The organism is Paenibacillus sp. NPDC057934 (genome assembly GCF_042887565.1).
In the GTDB taxonomy this organism is placed as follows: Bacteria; Bacillota; Bacilli; order Paenibacillales; family Paenibacillaceae; genus Paenibacillus_AQ.
Genome location: NZ_JBHVPB010000011.1, coordinates 222,964 through 248,238, shown reverse-complemented (window position 1 = coordinate 248,238; position 25,275 = coordinate 222,964). Strand labels below are relative to the sequence as shown.

The window sequence follows — 25,275 nt, the reverse complement described above, 5'->3', positions numbered from 1 at the left end:
CACCCACCTCCTTTAGTTCTATATTATTATACTGATGGTCAAAAATTTTATATTTAAAGGGAGTGATTAACCGTTTACAATAAATATATAATTATACTATAAAGGATGTGCTACACATGATCAACGATAAATTGCCGAAGATTTGGTACGGTGGTGACTATAACCCTGAGCAGTGGGACGCCCCGACATGGGCCGAAGATGAGCGTATGTTTAAACTGGCTGGCATTGATGTTGCGACGATAAATGTATTCTCTTGGGCTATGCTTCAACCCGATGAAGATACGTATGATTTCTCTTTCCTCGATGCCCAAATGGATCGTCTATATAAGAGTGGTACGTATGTCTGTCTTGCAACATCCACAGCTGCGCATCCGGCTTGGATGGCACGCAAATACCCGGAAGTTACTCAAGTCGATGTGAAGGGTAGAAAGCGTAAATTCGGCGGACGCCATAATTCTAATATGAATAGCCCTATCTATCGTGAATTTGCTGAACGTCTAGCAAGCAAGCTAGCAGAGCGCTACAAAGATCACCCAGCACTAGTTGCTTGGCATATCAACAATGAGATCAGCAACTATGATTACTCAGAACAATCTGCGGCTGCTTTCCGTGTATGGTTGAAGAAGCGTTACGGCTCCCTTGATGTGGTAAACAAGGTGTGGAATACTCGTTTCTGGGGACATACATTCTACGACTGGGATGAGATTGTTCTCCCTAGCGAGCTGAGTGAAGAATGGGATGGCAATAATACGAACTTCCAGGGCCTCTCCCTTGATTTCCGCAGATTTATGAATGATGCTCATCTGGAATGCTATTTGCTTGAATACAATGCGATTAAAAAGCATTGTCCGAATGTACAGATCACTACGAACCTGATGGGCTTCTATCCAGGGCTGAACTACTTCGAATGGGCTGAACATCTGGATGTAATTTCTTGGGATAACTATCCTGCATTAGATACTCCGGTTAGCTTTACTGCAATGTCGCATGATCTGATGCGTGGACTCAAGAGCGGACAACCGTTCATGCTGATGGAGCAGACACCAAGCCAGCAGAACTGGCAGCCGTACAACTCCTTGAAGCGTCCGGGCGTAATGCGCTTGTGGAGCTATCAAGCAGTAGCTCACGGCGCAGACACTGTGCTGTTCTTCCAGCTTCGCCGTTCTGTCGGTGCATGTGAGAAGTACCATGGTGCAGTAATTGAGCATGTAGGTCATGAGCACACCCGTGTCTTCCGCGAGACTGCAGAGCTGGGCAGAGAGCTTCAGCTACTGGGCGATGAACTCTTGGATGCGCGCGGCGAAGCTAAGGTCGGTATTCTGTACGACTGGGAAAACCGCTGGGCGGTTGAATTATCCAGTGGGCCTTCCGTCGGCTTGGACTATGTCAATGAAATTCACAAGTATTATGACGCCCTGTATCAAGAGAACATCGAAGCCGATATGATCGGCCTCAAAGAAGATTTCTCTAAATACAAAGTGATCATTGCTCCGGTGTTGTACATGCTCAAACCGGGTGTAAAAGAGAAGATCGAAGCTTTCGTGAAAGCAGGCGGTACGTTCGTGACTACCTACTTCAGCGGAATCGTCAACGAGAACGATATTGTTACCTTGGGCGGCTATCCGGGTGAACTGCGCAATCTGCTTGGTATTTGGGCTGAAGAGATCGACTCTCTGCTGCCTGAAATGAGTAATGAGATTGTGATGGAGAAGAGCTGGGGCGAGCTGAATGGTTCGTACAAGTGTAATCTGCTGTGCGACCTGATTCACTCTGAAGGCGCAGAAGTACTGGCCCGCTACGGTTCCGACTTCTACCAAGGCATGCCAGTATTGACTGCCAACAGCTTTGGTGAAGGTAAAGCTTATTATGTGGCTACCAGCCCGGATGCAGCATTCCTGCGCGGCTTCCTAGGCAACCTGTGCGCAGAACAGAACATTCTTCCGCTGGTGAAGGCACCAGAGGGAATCGAATCCGTACAACGGGTGAAAAATGGTGTATCCTATCTGTTCTTGTTGAACCATACGAATGGCGAATTGAGTGCCGATATTGGTTCTACAGAGCGTACGGACTTGCTGACAGGCAACAAAGTCAGCGGTACGGCGGCAATTCCGGCACATGGTGTGCTGATCCTGTCTGACAAGAAGTAAGACTTATACAAGGATGGCTTCTCGGATGCGGATTATCGCATTCTGGGAGCCGTCTTTTTTTGCGGAAAATGCAGATAAGCTTGGTCAGGTGCTAGCGGAATGATGTCAGATGTTATCGTAATGAAAACGGTGTTATCCATAAATTGGATTATACCGTTTTTTTTGTATGGATGCGGCTTTACGGAGAGTCGTTTGCTGGTACCCCCAATTTATAACATGCCTGCGTGTTCTTCTCAGCCCCGCAAAAAGTATGCGGTTTTCCTACATCACATATTCGGTGAGGGTCATGCTATAGCTGTGTTAAGGTAAGCGGGTACGGTTTATTGGGACAAAGATCACAGAACGACGGGGGTTGTATGATTGATGAGTAGAGAGGGCAGCGGTACGGGGATGCGTACGATCAACTGCTATTTATACGATAACGAGGCTATTACTTTTTTGCTGCAAGGCGTAATCCGGTTTGTTCAGGCCAGAAGGTTGATGAATGTGATTTTTCAGAGAAGCTGGACACACGGATTCCATATGAAAATAAGCTTTCCCGCCGCTGAAGCGGACAACGGGCTTGAGTCTGTTATTCGTCGCCTGGCGGAGCGCTATAGTCGGCCCAGACCGCGGACTGAATACGAGGATTATGAGAACATCCTGCACAAATTAGCCCAATTGGAGGGTTATAGCGGAGATTACCTTCCACTGCGCATAGATGGCGAAGTAACAGTGGAGGAGGAAAAGGAGTTCCAGCACAACAATGCGATTGGGAGCTTCCGGATGAATTATGAGATTGAGCTGCTCAAAAGCCAACTGCTGGTAGACCTGTTCGATACATGGACAGCCCTGTCCGCTGAACGGCAAAATATTGAATGCGCCAAAATCTTTTTGATTAATGTCAATCGCTCTGCGGGAGGTTTGAGATACGGATATTTGTCGCTGCGCGCCAATTTGGAGTATATCAAAGGCCAGATGGAGCTGTCTAGCAAACAAACCGGCGCGGAGTGGAGTATTTGGGAGAACCTGTTCAGCCGGACTGAGGAGGAGCAGCAGTTTATTCAAGTGGGTTTGCGGCGGTTTGCCGAAGGGAAGTATGAGCGGGAATTCATTTTTAGTCGCTTGCAGATATTCATAGATTGCTTACTAACGATTCTTAATCAAGCGTTCGAGGAAGGGGAGGTAACACTCCAGAAACTGCTGGAGAGTAGTGACTTCATCCAGCGGTATGATGCGCTTAACGACTTTCACTTGATCTACCATTCCCTGGCGGATTTCCAGAAGCATTGCCACGACAAAGGCTTTATCATCTACCGGATGATCGACTCCATCCTGTATTCGCTAATATCACTTCTTCAAGTATCAGCTGTCCGGAAGCAGCGAATTTCAGGACTGGTCGCGGAGACCGTGGAGCAAGGTCTGTCTTTGAACTGGCGTGAGGCCTATCTGGAGCTCAGCGCGATGCTTATGAACGGAGAGGCCAATGAGCGAATGGTTCACTAGAGTCCAAAGAGAGATGACTTTACTTATTAGTAAAACTATGGAATAAAAAGACTATATCATATAAAATAGAGATTATATACTATCTAGTTCGATATGGGAGGAATATCGTGGAAGATGGCGCTATGAAGCTGGCAGAAGAGATGGAAGCCCAAGTACTCCGCAGTTTTGCTGAAGACTACCTGTATGAGGCAGCAGTAACCTCTGTAAAGGTGAAAGCGACAGAATCGTTAATGTGTGGAAGAATGACGCTGTTGCATTATCGAATGTTCGGTGGCTGTGGGGATGATATATACCGTGCGGCTGCTGCGGTGGAATTCATGATCCTGGCGCTCGATATTATTGATGACATTCAGGACGATGACCACAAGGCTATGCCATGGAATGATTTGCCGAAGAATATTGCGTTAAATCTTGCGATCGCTTTCTTGACACTCTCCCATGAGACGCTTCTATGCTGCCGTTTTCCCTCCGAACATATTCATAAAGCCGTAATGTACCTGAGCCGCCAGGTGATAACAGCAACCAACGGCCAGACGCTGGATTTGCTGAACACGATCTCCACAGAGGAAGAGTATATCACCATGGTTAAGCAAAAATCGGCTGCACTTTTGGTTTGTGCCTGTATGATCGGCGTGATCCTGGCAACGGGCGATGTTTCCCCTCATGTAGAGGAATACGCAATGGAAATAGGCGTTTCGGCGCAGATCAAGAATGATTTCCGGGACCTGATGAACTGGGATCATAAAAGTGACTTTCTTCAGCGTAAAAGAACCCTTCCGCTGCTGTTCCTGCTCTCCTCTATCAATCAAGAGGAGGAGCGTTGGGTGTCTGATTACTTCGAAGGCCGTCTAGAACTCAGCGATATTCTGCACCGAAGTGAGGAGTTTGCCGTCATTGTGGAACGAACGGGAACATCTATGTACGCTTCTTTCCGGGAGCGGTCCTCCTACTACCATTTTCGTGAGATTCTGGATAGCATGGGGCTGGAGTCACCCTGGAAACAAGCGCTGATTGCAGCCGCGGAATAGTCCAAGCAATGTACCGCAAACAGGTTTGCGGAAAATACGGGACAGGTTGTCGTTTGAGGATAGGGTTAGACCTGATATATTGGGTTCAGAAAGTGTAATCTACTACCCTATTAGGAGGAATTTAATATGTTGAAAGAGATGTTTCAGAATATTGTGAAGAATCCACAGGCGCAGGTTCAGTTCCAAAGTGGACAGCTTCAACTGGCTGGTATGACTTCATGGGAGCGTAAGGCACTGATGGATATTATCCGTAATGAAAAGCCTGAAAATGTTATGCGTACTAACCGCTACTGGTACTAAGAAAGAATAACTGCTGTGATGGAGGCTTGTACCCTTGCCCAGATTGTGCTCCAAACTTAAACTAATAACTTTCTTGCTTCCATTGCTACTGTTGGTACTCTATTTGAGTAATGTGGTACTGAACCAGCAGAAGATTGGAGTCAGTGTGCGCATAAGCGATCTTGGACAGGTTGTGGTGGCCGAGATTGACGGGGACAGTTGGGCCAACGGTCAATTACAGCAGGGGGATATTCTCACTGCTATCAATGGAGAGGCAGCGGCCGATTACGAGCTTGTCCAGAAGTATAAAGTGATTGAACGGGCAGAGACGCTTGATGTGATCCGCAAGGGGAATGAGGGAGAAGCCGCAAGGCTTCACTTTATCGTAGAAGGCAGGATTTCCAATTGGAGCCTAATCCTTCACCTTGTGTTTCCAAGTGTCTCTTTGCTGTTGTTTCTCGTCTTTTCTTTCCAGGTATATTACAGGCAAAAGAATGATCGGGCCGCTAATATCCTGATATTGTTCTTCCTGAGTACCGGTCTGAGTTATTTCAGCTCTACGGCTTCCGGTTTGGTCGATCCGGTCGGCAGAGTTACCCTGGGGTGGAGCTTTTCCCTGCTGCCGGTTTTCTTCGCCCATTTCATGAGGGAATATCTCGCACGCTATAAGGAGGATTTCATCTCTCTTGTCTGCCTAAGAATGCTATACTTCATGGCTTGTGTGGTGGGAAGCACCGTCACTCTGAGTGCTTTAACCGATTATTCTATGCTCCTAATGGAATCGAAGGTACTGCTGGTCTTCTTCAGCTCCACGAATGTTTGGATTGTCTGCAAGCTGATCGCTAAATATTACAAACACCGTACAGGTGAGCTACAGGTCCTGTTCAAGTTTACATTGACCGGACATGTGCTTGCTTTTTTACCGTTCTTGCTATTTTACAGCGTACCGGAGCTATGGGGAGTCCCAGTGGTACCAGCCGAGATCTCGGCAGTGTTTTTATTCGCTATACCGGTAGTGTATTTCTATCTGTTTATGACTCGGCGTCTCTTTGATATTGATTTTGTACTGAACCGTTTTTTGTATTATACGGCAATTTCATTTATTCCAGCGGTGCTCATTATCGGGCTAATGGCTGGGATTTTGAAGCAATCACAGTATACCTGGCTGAAATGGGTTCAGATTTTTCTGGTGGTCTATTTCATTCTGACGGTATTTCTCTTCGCCAAGGAGTTCATAGATTTCCGTTTGCGGCGCAGCTTTTTGAAGGAGTCTTATAATTTTCAGGGAAGCATTGAACGGTTCTCCAAGCAAGTCTCTCGGGTCATGAAGATTTCCGATTTGGAACAGGTATTGGTCCGCGAGATCCGGGCGATTCTTCCTGTGAGCGAACTGGTCTTTCTGAAGCTTACTTATGACCAGGAGACAGGACATCATACGCTTACGGGGACGGAGCGGCTTAAGCCGCAAATTGTTCGTAGTCTCCAGGAACGGGCCCTGCACCCGGCTGTAGGCGAGATGATTGCGTTGCCGCAAGGCGTAGGTCTTGTTATCGGTCATTACCGAATGACTCATGAGCTGTTATGGATCGATGATAAGGACAATCATACCAGCCTCAATTTGGATGAGCGTACCTGGCTGCGGACGATTGCTCATTACAGCGGGATTGTCTATGAGAATCTTTATCTGATAGAAGGACTGATTGAGGACCTTGAAGCACAAATGAAGAATCAGCAGGATGTGCCATCCTGGGTCCTTCGCCTGATCTTTACCCTTTCGGAGAATGAGCGGAGGCGGCTCGCCGCTGATCTGCATGATGCAGCGCTTCAGGATCAGTTGATCTGGTACCGCAAGCTTGAAGCACTGATGCTTGATTATCCTATGAAGGACGAACTATGGAAGCAGTTGGAGTTGATCAAGGAAGGGCTGCTGGATGTAATCCACCAGATTCGCCAGACCTGTAATGAGCTGCGGCCACCGCTACTGAACGAGATGGGGTTGATTGAGGCTCTGGAGCAGTTGTTCGCGGAGGAACGGCTTCGTTCGAATTATTCGATCACATTGCAGACGAATATGACGTCGATCGAATTAAATGATTCACAGATTCTTGCGGTCTACCGGATTGTGCAGGAACTACTCCACAACGCGGGCAAGCATGCTCAAGCCACCGATATCCAGATCGAGCTGGAGCAGAACGGAGATCAGGTGTTTTTTCATTACAAGGACAACGGCCGCGGACTAGAGCTGTCCAAGCTGCAGGATTCCTTCAGGCATATGGGAATATCGGGGATCAAGGAACGAGTCCGCAGCTTGGATGGAGAAGTAAGCTTTTTCTCGGAATTGAACAAGGGTTTTGAGGTTCGCCTAATGTTCCCACTGGTGCCGACATCGAGAAATGGGGAAGGAGGAGATTCAGATAATCACCATCTTGCTGGTTGACGATCATCCTTCAGTCTGCGAAGGAACCAAAAATATGATTGAGCAGGACCCTGACATGCAAGTCACGGTTTGTTATACTTCAGTTGAGGCCCTAGAACTGGTAAAAACGCAGAAGTTTGATGTTATGCTGTTCGACTTGAACATTCCCGTCATTAGCGGTCTTGAGCTGACTAAACGGATGCTGCAGATTAATCCTGACTACTGTATTCTGATCTATACCGGGTACGAGCTTAGCCCACACTTTAACTTGCTGGTGGAAGCTGGTGTCTCGGGCATGGTCAGCAAGACTGCAACGCGTGAACAACTACTAAGTGCTATCCGCTGCTCCCTCAGAGGTGAAGCTGTGATTCCGATCCCTCTCTTGCGGCAGCTTCGGCGCAATGAAGTCCGGCTGTCGGCTTCCCGGGAGGACCGACGTCTGGAGGAGGTCTCGATTAACGAGCGGGAGCAGGAAATTCTCCAGCAAGTGGCCGGAGGCAGCAGTAACAAGGAGATTGCCGGACGCCTATTGATGAGCCAGCGAACGGTGGAATATAATTTAACGCGAATATTTGAGAAGCTGGGAGTCCGATCACGATCGGAGGCGATTATGGAAGCCAAGCGGCTGGGACTGATACATACAGGGGATTTCTTATAAGAGAGCACTCGTACCCTCCGTGAGGTGGATGCAGGTGCTTTTTTTATGAGATGAACGTTGGTTTGGATTAGATAATGTATTATATAATGTTAAGAAAAGCAGCGGAGAGAAAGAGGCAAGGTATGAAAACATTGTTAGTGACAGGCTATCGTGCGCATGAACTCGGGATTTTTGATAACAAGCATCCAGGAATTCCTTATATCAAAAAAGCTCTTGCTGCCAGGCTGCTCCCTCTTGTGGAGGAAGGGCTGGAATGGGTGATCACGCCGGGTCAATATGGTGTTGATCTCTGGGCCTGTGAAGTGGTGCTGGAGTTGAAACGGCAGTATCCGAACCTGAAGCTCGGCATCATTACCGCCCATGCGGCACCGGAGGAGAAGTGGAAGGAAGATAAGCAGAATGAATACCGCCGCATCGTGGCTGGTGCGGACTATTACGGTGCGGTTAGTAACGCTCCCTATGACGGAAGTTGGCAGTTCCGGGCTAGAGATGATCTTCTGTTCCGTAAGAGTGACGGCATTCTTCTGTTCTATGATGAGGAAGCAGCCGAAGGCAGCCCGAAATTCATGAAGGAGAAGGCACTTAAGCTTCATGCGGAGGGTGACTATGGATTGTTGTTGATTCATGCGGATGAAATCCAGAATATTGCGGATGAAGAGGCCCGAAGCGAGTATGAATAACAGATTATCCGATCAGTTACACGTATGTTTTTGCCGAATATATATTTTGTATAAATGGGAGTGAAACGCGAAAAAAATATTTTTTTGTTAGAAAATGTTCTTTTCTGGGTAATAGCTAACATATAAATAGTTGGCATATGCTTCCATGAGCATTTGTCATATACCAAAACACTCAGGAGGATCATGAACTTGAAGAAATGGACTACTGTATTACTAGGGGCGATTTTAATCATCAGTCTTACCGCGTGCGGAAACAATGAGGGAGCCAGGAACGTGGCCAACGTATCTGACCCTGTCGCAACCACAGGATCGAATGAATTGGCAACAAACGGGGATGCCAAGCCGGGAACGCCAACGGTTGAAGAATTGATTCAAAAAACTACCGAAGCCAGCCAAAGCCTCAAGAGCTTCGCGATAGAATCAAAAATTGAGCAAAACATCAAAATGAAGCAGGGCGACACTTCGCAGGATCAAAAAGTGAAGATGACTATAACATCTGAAATCATTAAAGAGCCTATGCAGATGCATCAGGAGATCCTGATGGACCTGGCGGGCCAAGGTGAACAGAAGATCGAACAATATATTACGGCAGACGGGATCTATACCGAAACGGCGGGACAATGGATGAAATTACCGTCCGAGATGACCGCTCAAATGACTGAAATGGTTAAGGAATCCGGTAGCCCGGAGAAACAGCTGGAGCAATTCAAGTCTATTGCCAAGGATACCACGGTATCTGAAGAGGGAGATGCCTATCTGCTAACGGCTGAAGTATCTGGCGATAACGTGAAGGAACTAGCCAAAAGTTATATGGACCAGGCCAGTAACGGAGACCCGCAAATGACAGCACTGATGGAGCAAATGAACATCAAGAGTATGAAGATTTCATATGCTGTCGACAAGAAAACTTACCTGCCTACTAAAACAAATGTAGATATGGTAATGGATATGGAAGCATCCGGCCAGAATATAAGCCTCGACATGAAAATGACCGGGAACCTTTCAAAGCATAACGAGATCAAGGAAATCAAGGTTCCGGACGAAGCAAAAAACGCACAAGAGGTGCAAATACCAGCAGCCCAGTAATCGTTACGCTTGAGAAAAACAGCAAGTCTCCAGAGGATTGGGGGCGTGCTGTTTTGTATTGTATTGGAAGATAACCGCGTTCAATGCAGCAAAAAAAAGCCTACATGCACCAACAGCATCAAGCTGTGGGCTTGCAGGCTTTTTCCGAAAGGGGCCACTATCGAGCAAAATTATCCGTTCGATGGAGCAAATCCTTCTTCAACCAAGTACTCTTCGGCTTCATCTACCGTCTCAAAGGCCATTTCCAGGTTGAGATCGGCATAGAGATACCACAAATCATCTTCCAGTCTCAGTGTAAGGGTATGACCTTCATCATTCACCCAGCGGGTCTCTTCTCCCGAAGGAGCCTTCTTCTTGCGCTTGTTGACCACTGGAGCTTCCGGCTTGCTGATGGACAAAGAGGCGATCGAAGCATCTAGCAGGGTGCGCAGTTCGTCCTCCGAGAAGTCGCGAATGTTCACTAGGCCCTTGCTGTCCGTCTCATATCCGCGCAGCAGTCCTCCATAGACATAGCCATTACCGTTCGGATGCAGGTGGTAGGCCACCGTTTTCTTCTCATGCCGACTTTCTTCGTAATGATAATTCACGCGCCCGAGCGATACATTGTTGCGCTGGAGCTGTGGGTAGGAATCAAGAATATCCAATTTCTGTTCAAATGTCAGCATCTATAAGCCTCCGGTTTCATTGTGCAAGTGATTATACCATGACTGGCCTGTAGCAGACTACTTCTAGCGCTGTAGCGGCAGCTCTAGCAGGAAGGTACTACCTTGCTCTGAGCTCTCCAGCAGGTCTAGACTACCGCCCATGGACTCGGCCAACAGGCGGCTGAAGGTGAGGCCCAGGCCTAGTCCACGGACAATGCTGTTCTTCTCCCGGCTTCTGACAAAGGCTTCGAACACCTGAGATTGCATGTCAGGGGCGATACCAGTACCATTGTCTGTTACGATGATCTTGGCAGTGCCCTCCGGCTGCTCCTTTAGCTCCAGGGTCAGCTGAAGCTTCCTACCGGTCTCCCCGGCTTGAACGCTATTGTTCAGCAGATTCACGATGATCTGCTGAATGCGTAGCGGGTCTCCCAGCAAGTACAAAGACTGTGTGGGCAATATCAACATCGGCTCACAGACCTCTTCCGCTTGCGTCAGCTTCCATTGATACACAACCTCAGAGAGCAGGGGACTGGCCGCAATCCGGTTGTGGCGAATCGGAACGATGCCCGCAGTCATCGCATTATAATCCAGCAGATCTTCGACCATACGTTGTAGCTTGTCAGCCTCCAATAGGGCAATATCCAGAAATTCCTCGGCTTCGTCGTTCTCAACGACACCTTCTCTTACCGCATGAATAAGACCCTTAAAGGATGTGACCGGAGTCTTCAGCTCATGGGAGACCCCAGCCAACATAAAGGCCCGGGACTCCTCAAATTGTTGTAGCTTACCAGCCATGTCCTGAAACGATACGATCAATTCGTTGATTTCCCGCTCCTTGGCGCCCTTCTGAAGCTTGATATTGTATTCTCCACCGCTGATCTGGACTGCGGCAGCTGCAACGGTCTGGACCGGCTTGGCTAGCTTGCGGGATAGGAGATAGATGGTCAGCCAGCTCAGGATGATCAGGAACACTTGGAGGAGCCCGAAGAAGAGAACCTCATTTCGCGGGATATGCTTGAGTGATCGCACCGACTGCAGGACGAATACTTTGCCCAGCATGCCCTCCGGCCCGCTAATCGGCGCTGTGGCCGCCCTGTACTCCCGGCTGCGGGCATTGCTGAGGCTCTCATTAAGCTCCATACGCATACGTTCCTTGCTCATCGGCGGACTGGAAAATAACATTTGACCGCTCTGATCCATGATAATGACACACATGTCCGTATTCAGCTTGAAGAACTGCTTTCGATTCTCAAACAAATCTCCGAGCCGAGGCGAAATGTTGATGGAGCCATCCTTGACACTAAGGTCGGCAAATTCCTGAGCGAGCAAAGCAGTGGTCTGCATTCGGTTCTCCATGGCCTCCTGCTGAATCCACCAGAACGTGGCAGCTGTAGTGATCAGTAGGCCAATGCTGATAATTAACAAATAACGGATAGTCCAATAGTACAGGATTGAGGTACCTTTATTCAGTTTGTCCATAGCTGGTACCCCGTACCGCGCAAGGTGCGGATTTCCCCTTCGCTGGCAGGCCAGTGCGACAGGGCCTGTCTGACCCGCTTGATCGACAGATCCACGGCGCGGTCGCTTCCGTCATAATCCATTTCCCATACATGCTCTAGCAGTTGATCCCTGGTGCAGATTTGGTTCGGCCGTTCGGCCAGGAATAGCAGTACAGACATGTCGCGGGGGCTGAGACTCACCTCAATTCCGTTAAGAAAGACGCTTCGAGCGCTATAGTCAATAAACAGACTGCCAAAATGCCGTTTGCGGCTTCCATCGGACCACTGGGAAGGACGACGCAGCACAGCCTTTACTCTGGCTACGACCTCCTCGGGGATAAACGGTTTGGACATATAGTCATCCGCTCCGCCGTTCAACCCGGCGAGCCGGTCCTTAATGCCGCCCCTGGCGGTTAGCATAATGACAGGGCAACTGCTTTTCGCGCGAATATGGGTCAGCAGTTCGAAGCCATCCATATTTGGCATCATCACATCCAAGAGAATCAGGGATGGGGGATTTAGGGTAAAGGCCTCCAGCGCCGAACGTCCATCGGACGCCCGGGTGACGCTGAAGCCTGCTTTTCGCAAATAAGCGCTGAGAACACGGGAGATGGCCTCCTCGTCCTCCACAATCAAAATGGACTGCATGATCACAGAGCCTCCTTCTAAAAAGTACACCAATTTTATCATAATCATGCTGGCGTTGCTTTGACTTCTTCCCGACATATTGGTTTGTTAGAATGAGGGCTAGTCTTACAGATACAAGGAATTTGGGATGGAGGGAAGTATGGTGAAGAAGAAATCGTTACTGATTCTTGTGGGCGTTGTTATTGTCGCCGGAAGTATTACGGGGTACACCCTGCTGAACAAGTCCCTGGGCAATAAAATCGAAATCGAGTCGGTTATCCCGGCTACAGGGCAAAACAACACCAATAGCGGATCGGGAACCGCAGAAGCAGCGCAGGGACAAGCTCCAGGGGCGGCAGTTACAGCAGAGCAATTAAACGGCGAATGGAAGATTGCCGATACATCGAAGGTATACTGGTCGGTGACCACCTCACAGGAAACCGTTAATTTTGTGGATAAGAAGGTACAGGGCAGTTGGAACGTAAATTTGGATGACAACACAGCTATGGCAGGACAGGGCACTGTGGATATGAATGTCTTGGATTCCGGCAATGCGCAGCGAGACGAGCATGTTAAATCCGGGGACTTCCTGTCGGTTGCAGAGCATCCAGAGTCTACTTTTACGGTGAAGTCGTTCTCGAAGCTTCCGACTGAATGGAGTGAGGGAACGCCTGTCCCGGTTGAGATGAAGGGAACCCTTACGGTAAAAGGAATTGAAAAAGATGTTACCTTCCAGACACAGGCCGTATATAGCAAAGGACAGCTTCTCTTGTCGGGAACAACTACAGTTACTTTTGGAGATTTCGGCCTAAGCAACCCGCATACCATTGTGCTGAGTACTGAAAATAATCTGGACGTGCGTTTGGAGCTTGTACTGAACAAATAACAGGGTATATAAGATGAAACAAGAAGTAACAAAAGCGAGAAGGAACGGAGGGGGAAGTTTGGAACTATAGGAGCGGTAGCGCCCGCCTAAAAGCTTTCCGAAGGAAAGCTTACATCGGAAGCATAGGGCTCTCCGGATTTTATCCGCGAATAGCGGTACAATCCCAAGAAATCTGGAGACAACAGCGGCCGGAAGTCCAAACATTCCACCGTAGTGACGACAGAGCCTTACGTTCGGATCTGAAGTGCGTCTTATATAGCAATCAAATCAACATAAGACATATGAACAAAGGACGTTTTCCAGCCCGCGCGGCATTGGAAAGCGTCTTTTATTTGCGTGCAATGGTATACTCCCTTTAGAGAACTGAGACGTATTTGAAAATTCAGGAGGGTTAATCCGTGATCGAAGTTGCAGCGGCCATTATTTACGATGAGACGGGAAAGGTACTGATAGCTAGAAGACGTGAGGGCAAGTCACAAGGGGGCCTGTGGGAATTCCCGGGCGGTAAGCTGGAGGCAGGCGAAAGTGTGCAGGAATGTCTAATCCGTGAGCTGCAGGAAGAAATGGGGATTGAAATCCGGCCCTATGCTGCCTTTGGGGTGAATGAGCATAGCTATGGGAGCATAGATCTTACATTAATGGCTTGGAAGGCGAAGTATGTGAACGGAACGATTACCTTGACGGATCATGATGAGTACCGCTGGGTTCAGCCAGGAGAACTGGGGGTATATACTTTTGCGGCGGCAGATATCCCGTTTGTGGAACGGCTTATGCGCAATGCCTGATGGAGATCTTTTTTACTTAGGAACAATGGTTTGATAGAATCATAGGTATCTAGGAAAAGACACCAAAGGAGAGACGCCAATGTCTAACGATAACGCTTACACGATAAAATGGGGAATTATCAGCACCGGATCAATCGCCAGCCAATTTGTCTCGGATCTTTTGCACGCTAGTAACGGTGTAGCTCATGCTGTAGGATCGCGTAGCCAGGAAAGCGCTGATGCATTTGCTCAAAATCATGGCATTCCGCATGCCTACGCTACCTATGAGGAATTGGTTAACGATCCAGCGGTGGATGCCGTGTACATCGGCACGCCGCATCCGTTCCATAAGGACAATGCGCTATTGGCACTGCGTGCAGGCAAGGCAGTGCTCTGCGAGAAGCCGTTCACCGTGAATAGTGCAGAGCTAGAAGAGCTAATTTCCTATGCCCGGGAGCAGAAGCTGTTTCTTATGGAAGCGATGTGGAGCCGTTTCCTTCCGGTACATGCCAAGATTCGGGAGTGGGTTGCAGAAGGGAGGATCGGTGAAGTGCGTCTGGTAAAGGGAGATTTAGGTTTCCGCGCTGACTGGAATCCATCCAGCCGCCTGCTGGATCCCAAGCTCGGCGGGGGTGGACTACTCGATGTCGGCATCTATCCGATTTCCCTGGCTTCGATGATCTTCGGGCCGCACCCCGAGCGTATTCAAAGCACTGTCCACATCGGTGAGACAGGCGTGGACGAACATTTCTCGCTGCTGCTCTCCTATGGGGATGGCAAGGCGGCTTCCATCAACGGGGGCGTCCGATTAAAAATGCTGGAACAGGCCTATATCTTCGGCACAGAGGGCTATATTGTCATTCCCGACACACTGGTCAATCCGAGATCTGTCGAGCTGTATATCAATGATCAAAAGGTGGAGACATTCAAGGACGATCGTGTCTCCCACGGTTATGCCTTTGAGGCCGAGGAAGTCGGACGTTGTCTGGCGGAGGGACTGACGGAAAGTCCGACCCTTCCGCTAGAAGAGTCGCTGGCGATTATAAAACTGCTGGATGATATCCGCGCCCAGTGGGGCCTCAAATATCCTGGCGAATAATCAAGCAGGAGCGTAATCTTAAACGTCCCTTGGGGCAGCGACTTGTGTCGCCTCCGAGGGGTGTTGTTGTATATAGCCATAGATCATAAGACTGCACAAGGAGGGGAAGCATGATCGCTAAAATGGACCGTTATCTAGGTTGCCTGACTGGTTTGGCGGTGGGAGATGCGTTGGGAACAACAGTAGAGTTCAAACCACCAGGAAGCTTCGAGCCGATGAAGGATATGGTCGGTGGTGGGGTCTTTGGGCTGAGAGCAGGCCAGTGGACCGATGACACATCGATGGCTCTATGTTTAGCAGAGAGCCTGCTAGAGAAGGGCGGATTTGATCCTGGAGATCAGATGAATCGGTACGTAAGATGGTTCCGGGAAGGGCATCTCAGCAGCACGGGTGAATGTTTCGATATTGGCAATGCCACGCGTGCGGCATTGCTTCATTATGAGGCCACAGGCGAGACCTTTAGTGGCTCGGTGGAGCCTTCAGCAGCCGGAAACGGACCTATTATGCGGCTGGCCCCGTCCGTAATGTACTACGCGGAACGGCCGGAGGAAGCGATAGCGTATGCAGCGGTCAGCGCAAGGACGACGCACCAGGCCGAAGCCTGTCTGCATGCGTGCCGCCTGATGGCTGCCATCCTTGTGGGGGCACTTAGTGGGTGGAGCAAGCAGGAGATACTAGCTCCTGAAGCATACCGGGATTGGCTGGAAGAGGGTTCATTGGCCCCGGCAATAGAGGAAATCTTACAAGGTTCATACCAAACTAAGGAACCGCCGTCTATCGAAGGTTCTGGTTATGTGGTGAAATCGCTAGAAGCAGCCTTGTGGGCCTTCCATCGCTCCACAAGCTTCGCGGAAGGTGCACTGCTAGCAGTGAATTTGGGCGATGATGCCGACACCACCGGCGCCGTCTATGGACAGATTGCCGGAGCCTACTATGGGCTCTCGGGCATTCCTGCAGCGTGGCGAGACAAGCTCGCCATGCGTGAGGTTATTACGGACTATGCCGAAAGGCTGTACCGCGAGCGTGCCTAGAGATAGGCGTGGAGGCTGAGCGAATGGGCGGCGATCTAGCAGCTGCCTGGCCGCCCAGTACTCGCGTTCACAGTAATACTTACATCCGTTAGGCATAACAAAACAGCCAGACCCCTCACCGGGGCCTGGCTGTTTATGTTTAATCAGGATGATAACTTAAAACAGGAAGTCTTCGTCTTTCAAAGGCTCCACGTTCATGGCACGAACGTAGCCGTTGCCTTTTTTGGAGAAGAAATCATGCTGCTTCGTATGGGTACTGATCCCATTTTGGACAATCGGGTTGATCTCTTCTTCGTCGAAAAGCGGATCATGTCCGAGATTCATCATCGCCTTGTTGGCATTGTAGCGCAGGAAGGTCTTTACCTCTTCTACGAGCCCGATGGAGGCGTAAATCTCTTCGGTATATTTTTCCTCGTTCGCGTGCAGGAATCGTACTAAACCCACTAGGGTTTGGTGTAGATCACGTTGCTCGTCTTCCTCCAGCTCCTCGTAAATCTCCTGGGCCAGCACGCCGACGTATACGCCGTGAATGCTCTCGTCGCGCAGGATCAGGTCGATGATTTCGCCGCTGCAAGTCATTTTGCCTTGACCAGCCAGATAGAGCGGATAGAAGAAGCCGCTATAGAACAGGTAGCTCTCCAGCAGCACAGAGGCCGCCATGGCGAGGTACAAGTCTTTTTTCGATTCGATCGCCTTGTAATATTGGGAGATGGTCTCTGCCTTGGTCTGGAGGCGGGGATTCTCTTCTACCCAGCGGAAGACGGAATCAATCTCTTCAGTACTCGCCAGGGTTGTGAAAATGCTACTGTACGACTTGGCGTGAATCTGTTCCATCATCCCCATGAAGCCCAGCACCGCTTTACGTTGCAGGCCGTCCACATGCTCCATAATCTGCGGCATACCCACGCCGCCCTGTACGGTATCGAGCAGAGTCAGACCGCCGAGTACCTTCATGTAGGCATCCTTTTCCAGCTCACTGAGGGTTAGCCAGGACATTTTATCATCGGAAAGTGGAATTTCGTCATCGGTCCAGAATTGCATAATGTTCTGGTTCCAGAACATCAGGGTGAAATCATCGTCCGGTCGGTTCCAGTTTACGGCTTGGATAGCGCTCATATCTTGTAATCTCCTTTTCTGTTCAAAAAAAGCCTACGGTTATACCGAGCAAGTGATACATTCCTCGACAGACAGCTTCTTGGTCCGTGTGTAATACAATGACTTCAGCCCTTTATGTGCCGCATAGAGATAACAGCGCGCCAACTCGCGGGTGGTAACATCGCTGTTCACGTGCAGGACGGTGGAAATCCCTTGGTCAATATGGGGCTGGATCTCGGCAATCAGGTCAATCACCTTGAACTGGTCCATCTGATAGGCGGATTTATAATAGAAGACATTGTCAGGCTGCAAATAAGGCATCGGATAGTACGTGGTGGAGTTCGCATAGGTCCGGGTCTCGATTTGCTCCACAATCGGCATCACACTGGAAGTAGCATTCTGGATATAAGAAATACTAGCCGTTGGCGCGATCGCCAGACGGTACGCATGATACAGGCCATTTTTGATAACAGAATCACGTAATTGCGCCCAATCCGCTTGGGTAGGGATATAGATATCCTTGAACAGTTCTTGTGCCTTAGGTGTCACCGGACGGTAATCCGTAGTCAGATAACGCTCGAAGTAGACGCCTGAGGCATAATCCGATTCTGCGAAGCCATGGAAGGTCTCACCGGTCTCGGCAGCGATCTCCATACTCTTCTCCAGCGAGTGGAAGTTCATGGTCATGAAGAAGGTGCGGGCGAAATCCCGGGCTTGTTCACTTTCATAAGCAATCTTGTTCTTCGCAAAATAACCATGCAGGTTCATAACGCCCAGTCCGACGGAGTGCATCTCCTTGTTCGCCTTCGCCACGCCTGGGGCATTGGAGACGGTGGTCATATCGCTGACAGCTGTTAGGGCCAGCATGCCCTCATGGACGGATTCACGGATTTTGCCATGCTCCATAACGTTGACGATGTTGAGTGAAGCCAAGTTGCAGCTGATATCCCGGCGGATGGTGTCTGCTTGACCGTAATCCGTAATTTCCGAGGTCTCCTGCAATTGGAAAATCTCCGTGCAAAGGTTCGACATCTTCACTTGGCCGATATTTTTCAGCGCGTGCGCTTTGTTGGCATTGCTCTTATTCATAATATATGGGTAGCCTGATTCCAACTGAATCATGGCGATCTTGGTCAGCATCTCACGTGCGCCCATCGCGACTTTCTTTTTAACGCGCGGGTCAGCAAGCAGTTTGTCGTACATTTCGTCCAAATCCATATCGTCCAGATGGATGCCGTATGCTTGGTATACACTATATGGTGCGAACACATGCAGCGGCTGGTTATCCTGGGCCAGCTTGTAGAAGCGGTTTGGCACGATCAGCCCGATGGACAGCGTTTTGAGCCGCAGTTTTTCGTCGGCATTGATTTTTTTGGAATCCAGGAACTCTAGCACATCCCAGCCAAAAATATTATAGTAAGCCGCCCCGGAGCCTTTACGCTGCCCCATCTGGTCGGCATAGGAGAATCCATCTTCCATAAGCTTCAGCACAGGCACGATACCTTTGGCCGCATCTTCCACGCCTTTGATCGTCTCACCGCGCGAGCGCAGCTTCGAGAGGTTAACTGCTACGCCGCCGCCGATTTTGGAGAGCTGCATGCAAGTATTCAGAACATAGTTGATCGAATTCAGAGAGTCATCCATTTCGAGCAGGAAGCAGGAGACCATCTCGCCTCGGCGGCTTTTGCCCGCGTTCAGGAAGGTCGGCGTAGCGGGTTGAAGACGTTGCTCCATCATCGAGCGGACCAGCACACGAGAAGTATCGGCATTGCCGCGACCCAGATGCAGAGCCACCACAGCTACACGATCCGGGTAATGCTCCAAGTATTGCTTCCGGTCATTGGTCTTCACCGCGTAGTCTGTATAGAACTTGGAAGCCGCCATGTAGGATGGGAACTGGAAGCCATATTCATGTGCGATCCGGTAAACATCCTCAACCTCTTCAGCGCTGTAGCGTTCGTACAGGTTCTCGTAGTAATCATTCTCTATCATATAATCCACTTTGGATTTAGTGTCTGTAAAAGTAAGGCTGCGTCGCTCCACTTCTCCCATAAATTCCACAACCGCCTCGCGGTCCTTATCCAATTGGAAGAATCCTTCTTCGTCTCTCTTCAAAAGCATGTTGTTCAGCTCAATATGCCGCAACTCGGTTCACCTCCTGTTTAATCCGTTCTACATCGCCAAAAGTTCCCGACAACTCGAACTTGCCAATTACCGGCACATTGTACCGTTCTGCAATCAAATCTGCGCTATTCGCGAACAGTTGACCCCAGTTTTTGTTGCCGCTGGCGGCGATTCCTTTAAGACTTGTATGGTTGTTCTCCAAAAAAGAAGACACCTTCTCTGGAATTTGTCCAAATCCGGTGGTGTATGTAACAAGTACATAAGGCTCGTCTATCGTCATATGCTCTTCGATCTGTACGGCCGGCAGCTTCAGCTTGCCAATGAACCGTTTGACGTTGCCTGTTTTGGAGTCATAAGCGATCAGCATGGTTGTTTTCCTCCTTAGTGGAAGCGAATGTTCCAGCTTATTAAAATTAGATTTTGGGATAAACCGCGCCCTGATAGGGTTTACCCTGTATATAAACCGTTTTCTTCGGAATAACACTATATTTAGAGACGCTTAATCATTTTAACACTAGATATGGAGAAGTCAATAGATCTCAAGAGGTAGGGAGAACGCGCAAATCACGAGATTTCATACTAGAAAAGGAGATGGATTAAGAAGGAATATCAGCGAAAGGGCAGGTGGAATAAGGGATTTGGATCAGATCCAGAATGCGCAACTGAGAGAGCTCCCCAGGGCAAAAATAATTTAAAAATGATCCTTGTCTCTTTTGTGAATGGAGGAAAAGTTGCCGGCAATAAACACCCCCCTGAATTCAATCCAGGAGGGTGTCTGTGCTGACTTGATTCACTTAGTTCACTATACTCAGACTCCCAGTAGAAGTTACCACAAATATGGGCACGCTCTCTTCACCAGTTTCGGTCTGCAGTATACCGTAGCCGTTCTGGAACTGACCGCTTAGCAGCATGGGGCCTGTTATGGACCCTTGATAGCCCTGAAGCAGGATGTAGCGCCCATCAGCATAAGCGACAGCACTGCCTGAATTGTCGAGATAGATTTCACAGCTTATCGCTACATTCTGAAAAGGATGAAGCTCCAGCTCCGACGCCAGAATTGGCGGGTACGCTTGTACGATTTCGGAGAATTGGTAAGTTTCTCCCGATTTGCGATAAATGGCTGTCTGCCCCGCGGTACCATCTCCGGCACCAGTACCAACATTATGCACAAGTATGGAACCATCTGGCTGAAGTTCATAGCTGTCTCCGCTAAAGGAGAACAGTTGTGAAATTCCTTGCGCCTGAAGCGCGTAACCAGTAAAAAGAGTCCTGCCGTTATCGTCCGTACTGTCGGCTTCAGCAACAACGACAGGTTCTCCGGCGGCCGCCGCAAGCGCCTCGTCAAAGAAAATCCGGTGCAGGGAGGGGAATCCGGGAATAACGCCCATGGAGAAAGATGACACAGCATTTTCCTTATTCATTACGGCATAATGAAGAGACCCGCTGCTGTCAGTTGCCGCAACATAGACCTTGGTCCCGTACTTTCCTTTACCGGAAATTACATTATTGTAGCGTCCCCGATCCCCACCTCCGGGGAGCAACCGCACAGGATCAGCTATATTCCAGGCGAGACGGACCGCCGCAATGTCTTCCGAATGATCTTTTAATGGAGATAGCTCGGTGTAGAGCTTGATTGCGTCTTCGTATGCTCCGTTTTTGGCTTTGCTCGCGGCACTATTAAGCAGTTTGGCATTTTGAGCATCTATGTACTTCAGCACTTGGGTTGCCTTGAAGCCTGCGCTGCTTACGAACTTGCGATAGGCGGCAGCATGTTCTGCGAAGGCGGATATGTTCTTACCCTCCAAATCTTTCTTCAGGATGATTCGTCCGCTGCTTTCCACCTGCTCTTTGAGCCAGGGTGCAGCATACTTATGGCTGACGTACGCCTTTTGCATGGACAGGGTGTTTTCCAGCAAGGGACCGAAGCTTCCGGCCGCGGCCAAGGCCTTTAACTGACCGGTATCGTGGTTGCGGAACGCAGCATTCAGTTGCTTCTGCTTGGCAGGTGCACCGCCGAAGAAGGCATCCGGTATCTGCAGAAGTTTCCATTTTACTTCATCCCCGCCATCGTTTCCGTTACCGTTTTGGGCAAGGGTGTCCATAAACTGCTTTTTGAATTGCTGAAAGAAGGTCGTCCATTCCTCAGATAGGTCCGACGCCGCGGACAGCTTGCGATAATAGACTTCATAAGGGTCCCCGGGCTGCATATACTGAGCTTTTAGCTTGAGAAGATCGTCATAGCTCTTCATGAATCCTTCAAAGTCACCTGACAGGGCTTGCGAGCTGGCGAATCGGGCAACACTGTCCAGGCCAGTACGGATGGCTGTGATCGGGGCCAATTGCTCCAATCGTGCTGCTATCTCTTGTTCTTTGTATTGAAAGGAGCGATTATCTCTCGCCTCACGGTATTTTTCTTCTGCGCCGATAAGGTCGCCTGCCGTATGTAGGCGATCACCTTCCTGCACAGCATTCACCTTGTCAGACATGCGCTGGGCCTTCTGCCCCAGCAGTAAGAGCATCAATATACACAAAATGATCATAAAATTTCGCAGGGATATTACTTCTTTGATCGTCATATATTATAGCCTCTTTTTTGCCATACGATGGTTTATTGAAATTCAGGGTCCCAGCGATACTTGAATTCACGGATTTCGGCTACAGTCTGGTCAAGCCCGTTCCAGGGCTCATAAGGATTGGCCTCGATCAGCCGGGATAATCGCAAGAAACGGTCCTTGGGCAGTTCATGCACGTATCTGCCGATGAAACGGGAGTGCAGTAGCGCATAACGTTTCATACGGACGGCTGCCCCAGCCACGCCGGTCAGAATAGCGATTCCTTTATCCATTTGCCGAATCTGGGTCTCATAGGCCTGAACATAGCGTAGCGTGCGGTCCTTGATTAGATCCCGGCGCACCTTGGCAATCTCTCCTATGTACTCGGCCAGTAGCGGCTCGAACTCACTCAGCAGAAGCTGCTCCATTTCGAGATCCATATCCTTGCGGAGCTGAAAGCCGTGCAGGAGGGCGACCCGCTGCCGGGCTACCCGGTCGCCACGCAAGAGAATGGCAATCTCGCGCAGCTTCTCATACGCCAGCACATCATTTTCACGAAGGACGGACACTGCTTCCTGGCGGTTGAGCTCCAGCCCCTCCTTGATGATTCCGATATTGTAGGCCAACAGGTGCTCCAGAGCGCGCAAATTTTCGTTCTGCCTGACTTTTCGCTGCGTATAGTAGAGAAGCCCGGTCAGTAGGAGTCCGCCTGCACCACACAGGGCCATTTGCAGCGTGTTATCGCCAAAATAAACCGCGGCTAGGGTAAGCAGCAAGACTAGCAGTAGTCGATTGTTCATTTTGCGTCCCGCACGGGCTCTGGCATAGTTCTCCACCGAAACTAGAGAGGCTTTGCCGCATTTGGTGCAGCGCTCTTCGTTAAGAGCGGTATAGCGGCCACAGCGCCTACAGATGCGAAGCTTGTCGAAGGAATAGCGGGGCGCCTTGAAGGGCCGGAACGTGACAGGCTTCTTCTTACTCATGGACCTTGTCACCTCCATTTAAGGTGGCGAGCAGCATCTCATCCATATCTTCCCGAGTTAGCGGGTTCCGCTGGCGAGAGGCATAGATTGCAATGTGAATTACGACATATAGGAACGTAACTCCGAGAATAACGTATGAAATCATGGGACTTTTCCTTTCTTCTGGAAGATAGTGCAGCGAAAAAAGTGAATTATAGCGTTTTTTCTAAACGGTTCATCAGTCCTAAAAGTTGAAGTTTACAAGGTTTAATTATATCATAATGGCATACTATTTACAGATTTTAGCTTTTTGGCTGATTCCCCATATTTGCCTACTATAACACAAGAGGAGCCATCTTTATGCTTCATAACGACCACCGTAGAAAAACATCGAAGATTGTCTTTTGGCGCCTTATTCCGGCGCTGCTGTTGACCCTGTGCATTGCGATTGCTCCGCTAGGGGCAGGGCTGGCTCATGCCGCAACCCCGGCGCCATCTCACATTGACGCCGTGCTGCTGATTGATGTCAGCAACTCCATGAACAAGAGTGACAAGAACAAGATTGCCAACGAAGCAATGAAGATGTTCATAGATATGCTGTCCGCACAAGGAGACAAGGTCGGGATAGTGGCCTACACCGATAAGGTGCAGCGGGAAAAGGCGCTGCTGCAGATCAATTCGGCGACCGACAAGCAGGATCTGAAGGACTTCATTGACGGGCTGGACCGCGGCGCTTATACGGATATTGCCGTAGGCGTGAAGGAGGCAGTGAAGGTGCTGCAGAATGGCAGCGATCCTTCCCATGAACCGCTCATCGTCATGCTTGCCGACGGCAACAACGATTTTAACAAAGCTACCGGACGGACCCAGAGCCAATCGGATCAGGAGCTGAATACAGCGCTGGATGAAGCCAAGAAGAGCGGCTATCCCATTTATACCATTGGTTTGAATGCCGATGGCAAGCTGAACAAACAGTCTCTGGCTGATCTGTCTACCAAGACGGGAGGCAAGGCATTCTCTACAGATTCGGCAGATGATCTGCCGCAAATCCTGAGCGAAATTTTTGCCAGCCATCTCAAGCTTAAGATCGTACCGGTGCAGTCGATTACAGGGAATGGCAGCTTTCAGGAAGTAACGGTGAATGTTCCAAACGCCAGCGTGCTGGAGGCCAATATTTCCATTATGTCTTCACAGCCGGTAACTGCGAAGCTAAAGGACCCCACCGGGAAAGAAGTAGCTATACCTTCAGGTAATGTCCTGCTCTCGAAGTCCAAGACCTACAGCCTGATCAAGCTGTTGTCTCCGCAGCAGGGCGATTGGAAGCTCCAGATCAAAGGGGTGCCCAAGGATAAAATTGATATTAATCTCGTTTTTAACTATGACCTGGAACTTAAAATAGATGCGCTGCCTTCCGCATCCTATAAAAAAGGCGACAAGATCGATATTGCGTCCCACCTGTTCAGCAACGGTACTCAGGTAACGCTCAGCAATTTGTATCAGAATATGAAGGCCGTTCTGCTGGCCAAGGATCTGGATACGGGCGCTACTGAAGAAATCCCGATGGATAACACCGGGGATGTCTTCAAAGGGACCTTTGAGGTGAAGGAGAGCCATGATTACGAGCTGAAGGTGCGTGCAGAGGAAAGAAGTTTTTACCGTGAAAGTGATCCTGTGACAGTCAGTGCCAAAAAAAGTACTGCTGGAACTGGCGGCGCTACAGCAGCCCCGGAGAGCAGTAACCCGCTCGCTGACAAGCCGAAATCAATGACCCTGTATTATATTATTGGCGGGATTGTACTCCTGCTGGCAGTTGGCGTTGCTCTGTGGCTGCTGCGGAAGCAGGCGACACGCGGCTTTACCGGGCAGATCGTCATTGAGGTACGGGACGAGAATACAGGGGAGAAGACTTATCCGCAGTATAAGAAGCTGGCTGCATTCAGAGGCAAGTTCAACTTGCACCAGCTGCTTCAACTAGCACCTGAGCTCAAGGAAAGTGAGAAGCTCGTCTTCACTCCGGGCAAGAACGACAGACTGCTGCTCCGCAGCGGCGAAGGCATTACCGTGGAGAGATCCGGACGCGCCGCCGATGCGTCGCGTGGTCTGGAACTGAAAAGTGGTGACCGCGTTTCGGTATCACTGCATAGCGTGGACAAAACAATTTTACTGGAATACCTGGTTTAGCCAGATTCTTTAGTACAGTTCAGGAGGAA

At 49.6% G+C, this 25,275-nt stretch carries 22 protein-coding genes; 13 read left to right on the top strand and 9 right to left on the bottom strand.

Annotated elements, in window-relative coordinates:
* Nucleotides 1–116: 116 nt before the first annotated feature.
* From ACFVRY_RS24450 to ACFVRY_RS24415, 8 genes are all read left to right on the top strand, one after another.
* On the top strand, nt 117–2,147 hold the full coding sequence (locus ACFVRY_RS24450; RefSeq protein ID WP_387502896.1) for a beta-galactosidase: 2,031 nt from the start codon (nt 117–119) through the stop codon (nt 2,145–2,147).
* A 360-nt stretch (nt 2,148–2,507) separates the two neighbouring features.
* Nucleotides 2,508–3,632, top strand: coding sequence for a hypothetical protein (locus tag ACFVRY_RS24445; RefSeq protein ID WP_387502895.1), 1,125 nt, complete (start codon nt 2,508–2,510; stop codon nt 3,630–3,632).
* A 107-nt stretch (nt 3,633–3,739) separates the two neighbouring features.
* Nucleotides 3,740–4,660 (top strand): polyprenyl synthetase family protein, encoded by a 921-nt coding sequence (locus tag ACFVRY_RS24440; RefSeq protein WP_387502894.1) that lies wholly within the window; start codon nt 3,740–3,742, stop codon nt 4,658–4,660.
* A gap of 126 nt (nt 4,661–4,786) precedes the next feature.
* A complete protein-coding gene (comX, locus tag ACFVRY_RS24435; protein WP_387502893.1) occupies nt 4,787–4,960 on the top strand; it encodes a competence pheromone ComX in 174 nt (57 codons plus the stop codon).
* 34 nt (nt 4,961–4,994) lie between these two features.
* Nucleotides 4,995–7,376 (top strand): ATP-binding protein, encoded by a 2,382-nt coding sequence (locus tag ACFVRY_RS24430; protein ID WP_387502892.1) that lies wholly within the window; start codon nt 4,995–4,997, stop codon nt 7,374–7,376.
* The gene (locus ACFVRY_RS24425; protein WP_387502930.1) at nt 7,354–8,013 is read left to right on the top strand and encodes a response regulator transcription factor; all 660 of its coding nucleotides are present in this window, start codon (nt 7,354–7,356) and stop codon (nt 8,011–8,013) included. Before ACFVRY_RS24430 ends, ACFVRY_RS24425 begins: the two co-directional genes overlap by 23 nt.
* A 122-nt stretch (nt 8,014–8,135) precedes the next feature.
* Nucleotides 8,136–8,693, top strand: coding sequence for an SLOG family protein (locus ACFVRY_RS24420; protein WP_387502891.1), 558 nt, complete (start codon nt 8,136–8,138; stop codon nt 8,691–8,693).
* A gap of 189 nt (nt 8,694–8,882) precedes the next feature.
* Complete coding sequence (locus tag ACFVRY_RS24415; RefSeq protein ID WP_387502890.1) at nt 8,883–9,779, top strand: DUF6612 family protein; 897 nt, start codon at nt 8,883–8,885, stop codon at nt 9,777–9,779.
* A gap of 170 nt (nt 9,780–9,949) precedes the next feature.
* Here ACFVRY_RS24415 and ACFVRY_RS24410 read toward each other — a convergent pair whose 3' ends face one another.
* The 3 genes from ACFVRY_RS24410 to ACFVRY_RS24400 form a co-directional block, all read right to left on the bottom strand.
* Complete coding sequence (locus ACFVRY_RS24410; RefSeq protein WP_387502889.1) at nt 9,950–10,444, bottom strand: hypothetical protein; 495 nt, start codon at nt 10,442–10,444, stop codon at nt 9,950–9,952.
* Between the two features lie 63 nt (nt 10,445–10,507).
* Nucleotides 10,508–11,905: an ATP-binding protein gene (locus ACFVRY_RS24405; RefSeq protein ID WP_387502888.1), complete on the bottom strand. Its 1,398-nt coding sequence runs from the start codon at nt 11,903–11,905 to the stop codon at nt 10,508–10,510.
* A complete protein-coding gene (locus tag ACFVRY_RS24400) occupies nt 11,893–12,573 on the bottom strand; it encodes a response regulator transcription factor (protein WP_387502887.1) in 681 nt (226 codons plus the stop codon). The genes ACFVRY_RS24405 and ACFVRY_RS24400 overlap by 13 nt, the downstream gene beginning before the upstream one ends.
* A gap of 139 nt (nt 12,574–12,712) precedes the next feature.
* On the opposite strand from ACFVRY_RS24400, the gene ACFVRY_RS24395 reads away from it, so the two are divergent.
* The 4 genes from ACFVRY_RS24395 (at nt 12,713) to ACFVRY_RS24380 (ending at nt 16,332) form a co-directional block, all read left to right on the top strand.
* Entirely contained in the window at nt 12,713–13,438 is a 726-nt protein-coding gene (locus ACFVRY_RS24395; protein ID WP_387502886.1) for a YceI family protein, read from the top strand.
* Nucleotides 13,439–13,836: 398 nt separating this feature from the next.
* Nucleotides 13,837–14,223 (top strand): 8-oxo-dGTP diphosphatase MutT, encoded by a 387-nt coding sequence (mutT, locus tag ACFVRY_RS24390; RefSeq protein ID WP_387502885.1) that lies wholly within the window; start codon nt 13,837–13,839, stop codon nt 14,221–14,223.
* A gap of 79 nt (nt 14,224–14,302) precedes the next feature.
* The gene (locus ACFVRY_RS24385; RefSeq protein WP_387502884.1) at nt 14,303–15,301 is read left to right on the top strand and encodes a Gfo/Idh/MocA family protein; all 999 of its coding nucleotides are present in this window, start codon (nt 14,303–14,305) and stop codon (nt 15,299–15,301) included.
* A gap of 110 nt (nt 15,302–15,411) precedes the next feature.
* Entirely contained in the window at nt 15,412–16,332 is a 921-nt protein-coding gene (locus ACFVRY_RS24380; protein ID WP_387502883.1) for an ADP-ribosylglycohydrolase family protein, read from the top strand.
* Between the two features lie 156 nt (nt 16,333–16,488).
* Here the strand turns inward: ACFVRY_RS24380 and nrdF are convergent, their stop codons facing one another.
* The 6 genes from nrdF to ACFVRY_RS24350 form a co-directional block, all read right to left on the bottom strand.
* Nucleotides 16,489–17,448: a class 1b ribonucleoside-diphosphate reductase subunit beta gene (gene nrdF / locus ACFVRY_RS24375; protein ID WP_387502882.1), complete on the bottom strand. Its 960-nt coding sequence runs from the start codon at nt 17,446–17,448 to the stop codon at nt 16,489–16,491.
* A 39-nt stretch (nt 17,449–17,487) separates the two neighbouring features.
* Nucleotides 17,488–19,572, bottom strand: a complete 2,085-nt coding sequence (nrdE, locus tag ACFVRY_RS24370; protein ID WP_387502881.1) for a class 1b ribonucleoside-diphosphate reductase subunit alpha — start codon at nt 19,570–19,572, stop codon at nt 17,488–17,490.
* The gene (nrdI, locus tag ACFVRY_RS24365; protein ID WP_387502880.1) at nt 19,559–19,918 is read right to left on the bottom strand and encodes a class Ib ribonucleoside-diphosphate reductase assembly flavoprotein NrdI; all 360 of its coding nucleotides are present in this window, start codon (nt 19,916–19,918) and stop codon (nt 19,559–19,561) included. The genes nrdE and nrdI overlap by 14 nt, the downstream gene beginning before the upstream one ends.
* Nucleotides 19,919–20,345: 427 nt before the next feature.
* On the bottom strand, nt 20,346–22,127 hold the full coding sequence (locus ACFVRY_RS24360; RefSeq protein ID WP_387502879.1) for a hypothetical protein: 1,782 nt from the start codon (nt 22,125–22,127) through the stop codon (nt 20,346–20,348).
* 32 nt (nt 22,128–22,159) lie between these two features.
* Complete coding sequence (locus tag ACFVRY_RS24355) at nt 22,160–23,086, bottom strand: hypothetical protein (RefSeq protein WP_387502878.1); 927 nt, start codon at nt 23,084–23,086, stop codon at nt 22,160–22,162.
* On the bottom strand, nt 23,079–23,231 hold the full coding sequence (locus ACFVRY_RS24350) for a hypothetical protein (protein WP_387502877.1): 153 nt from the start codon (nt 23,229–23,231) through the stop codon (nt 23,079–23,081). Before ACFVRY_RS24350 ends, ACFVRY_RS24355 begins: the two co-directional genes overlap by 8 nt.
* 194 nt (nt 23,232–23,425) lie before the next feature.
* Here ACFVRY_RS24350 and ACFVRY_RS24345 point away from each other — a divergent pair, with 194 nt between their 5' ends.
* Nucleotides 23,426–25,246, top strand: coding sequence for a vWA domain-containing protein (locus ACFVRY_RS24345; RefSeq protein WP_387502876.1), 1,821 nt, complete (start codon nt 23,426–23,428; stop codon nt 25,244–25,246).
* The last annotated feature ends 29 nt before the right edge of the window (nt 25,247–25,275 follow it).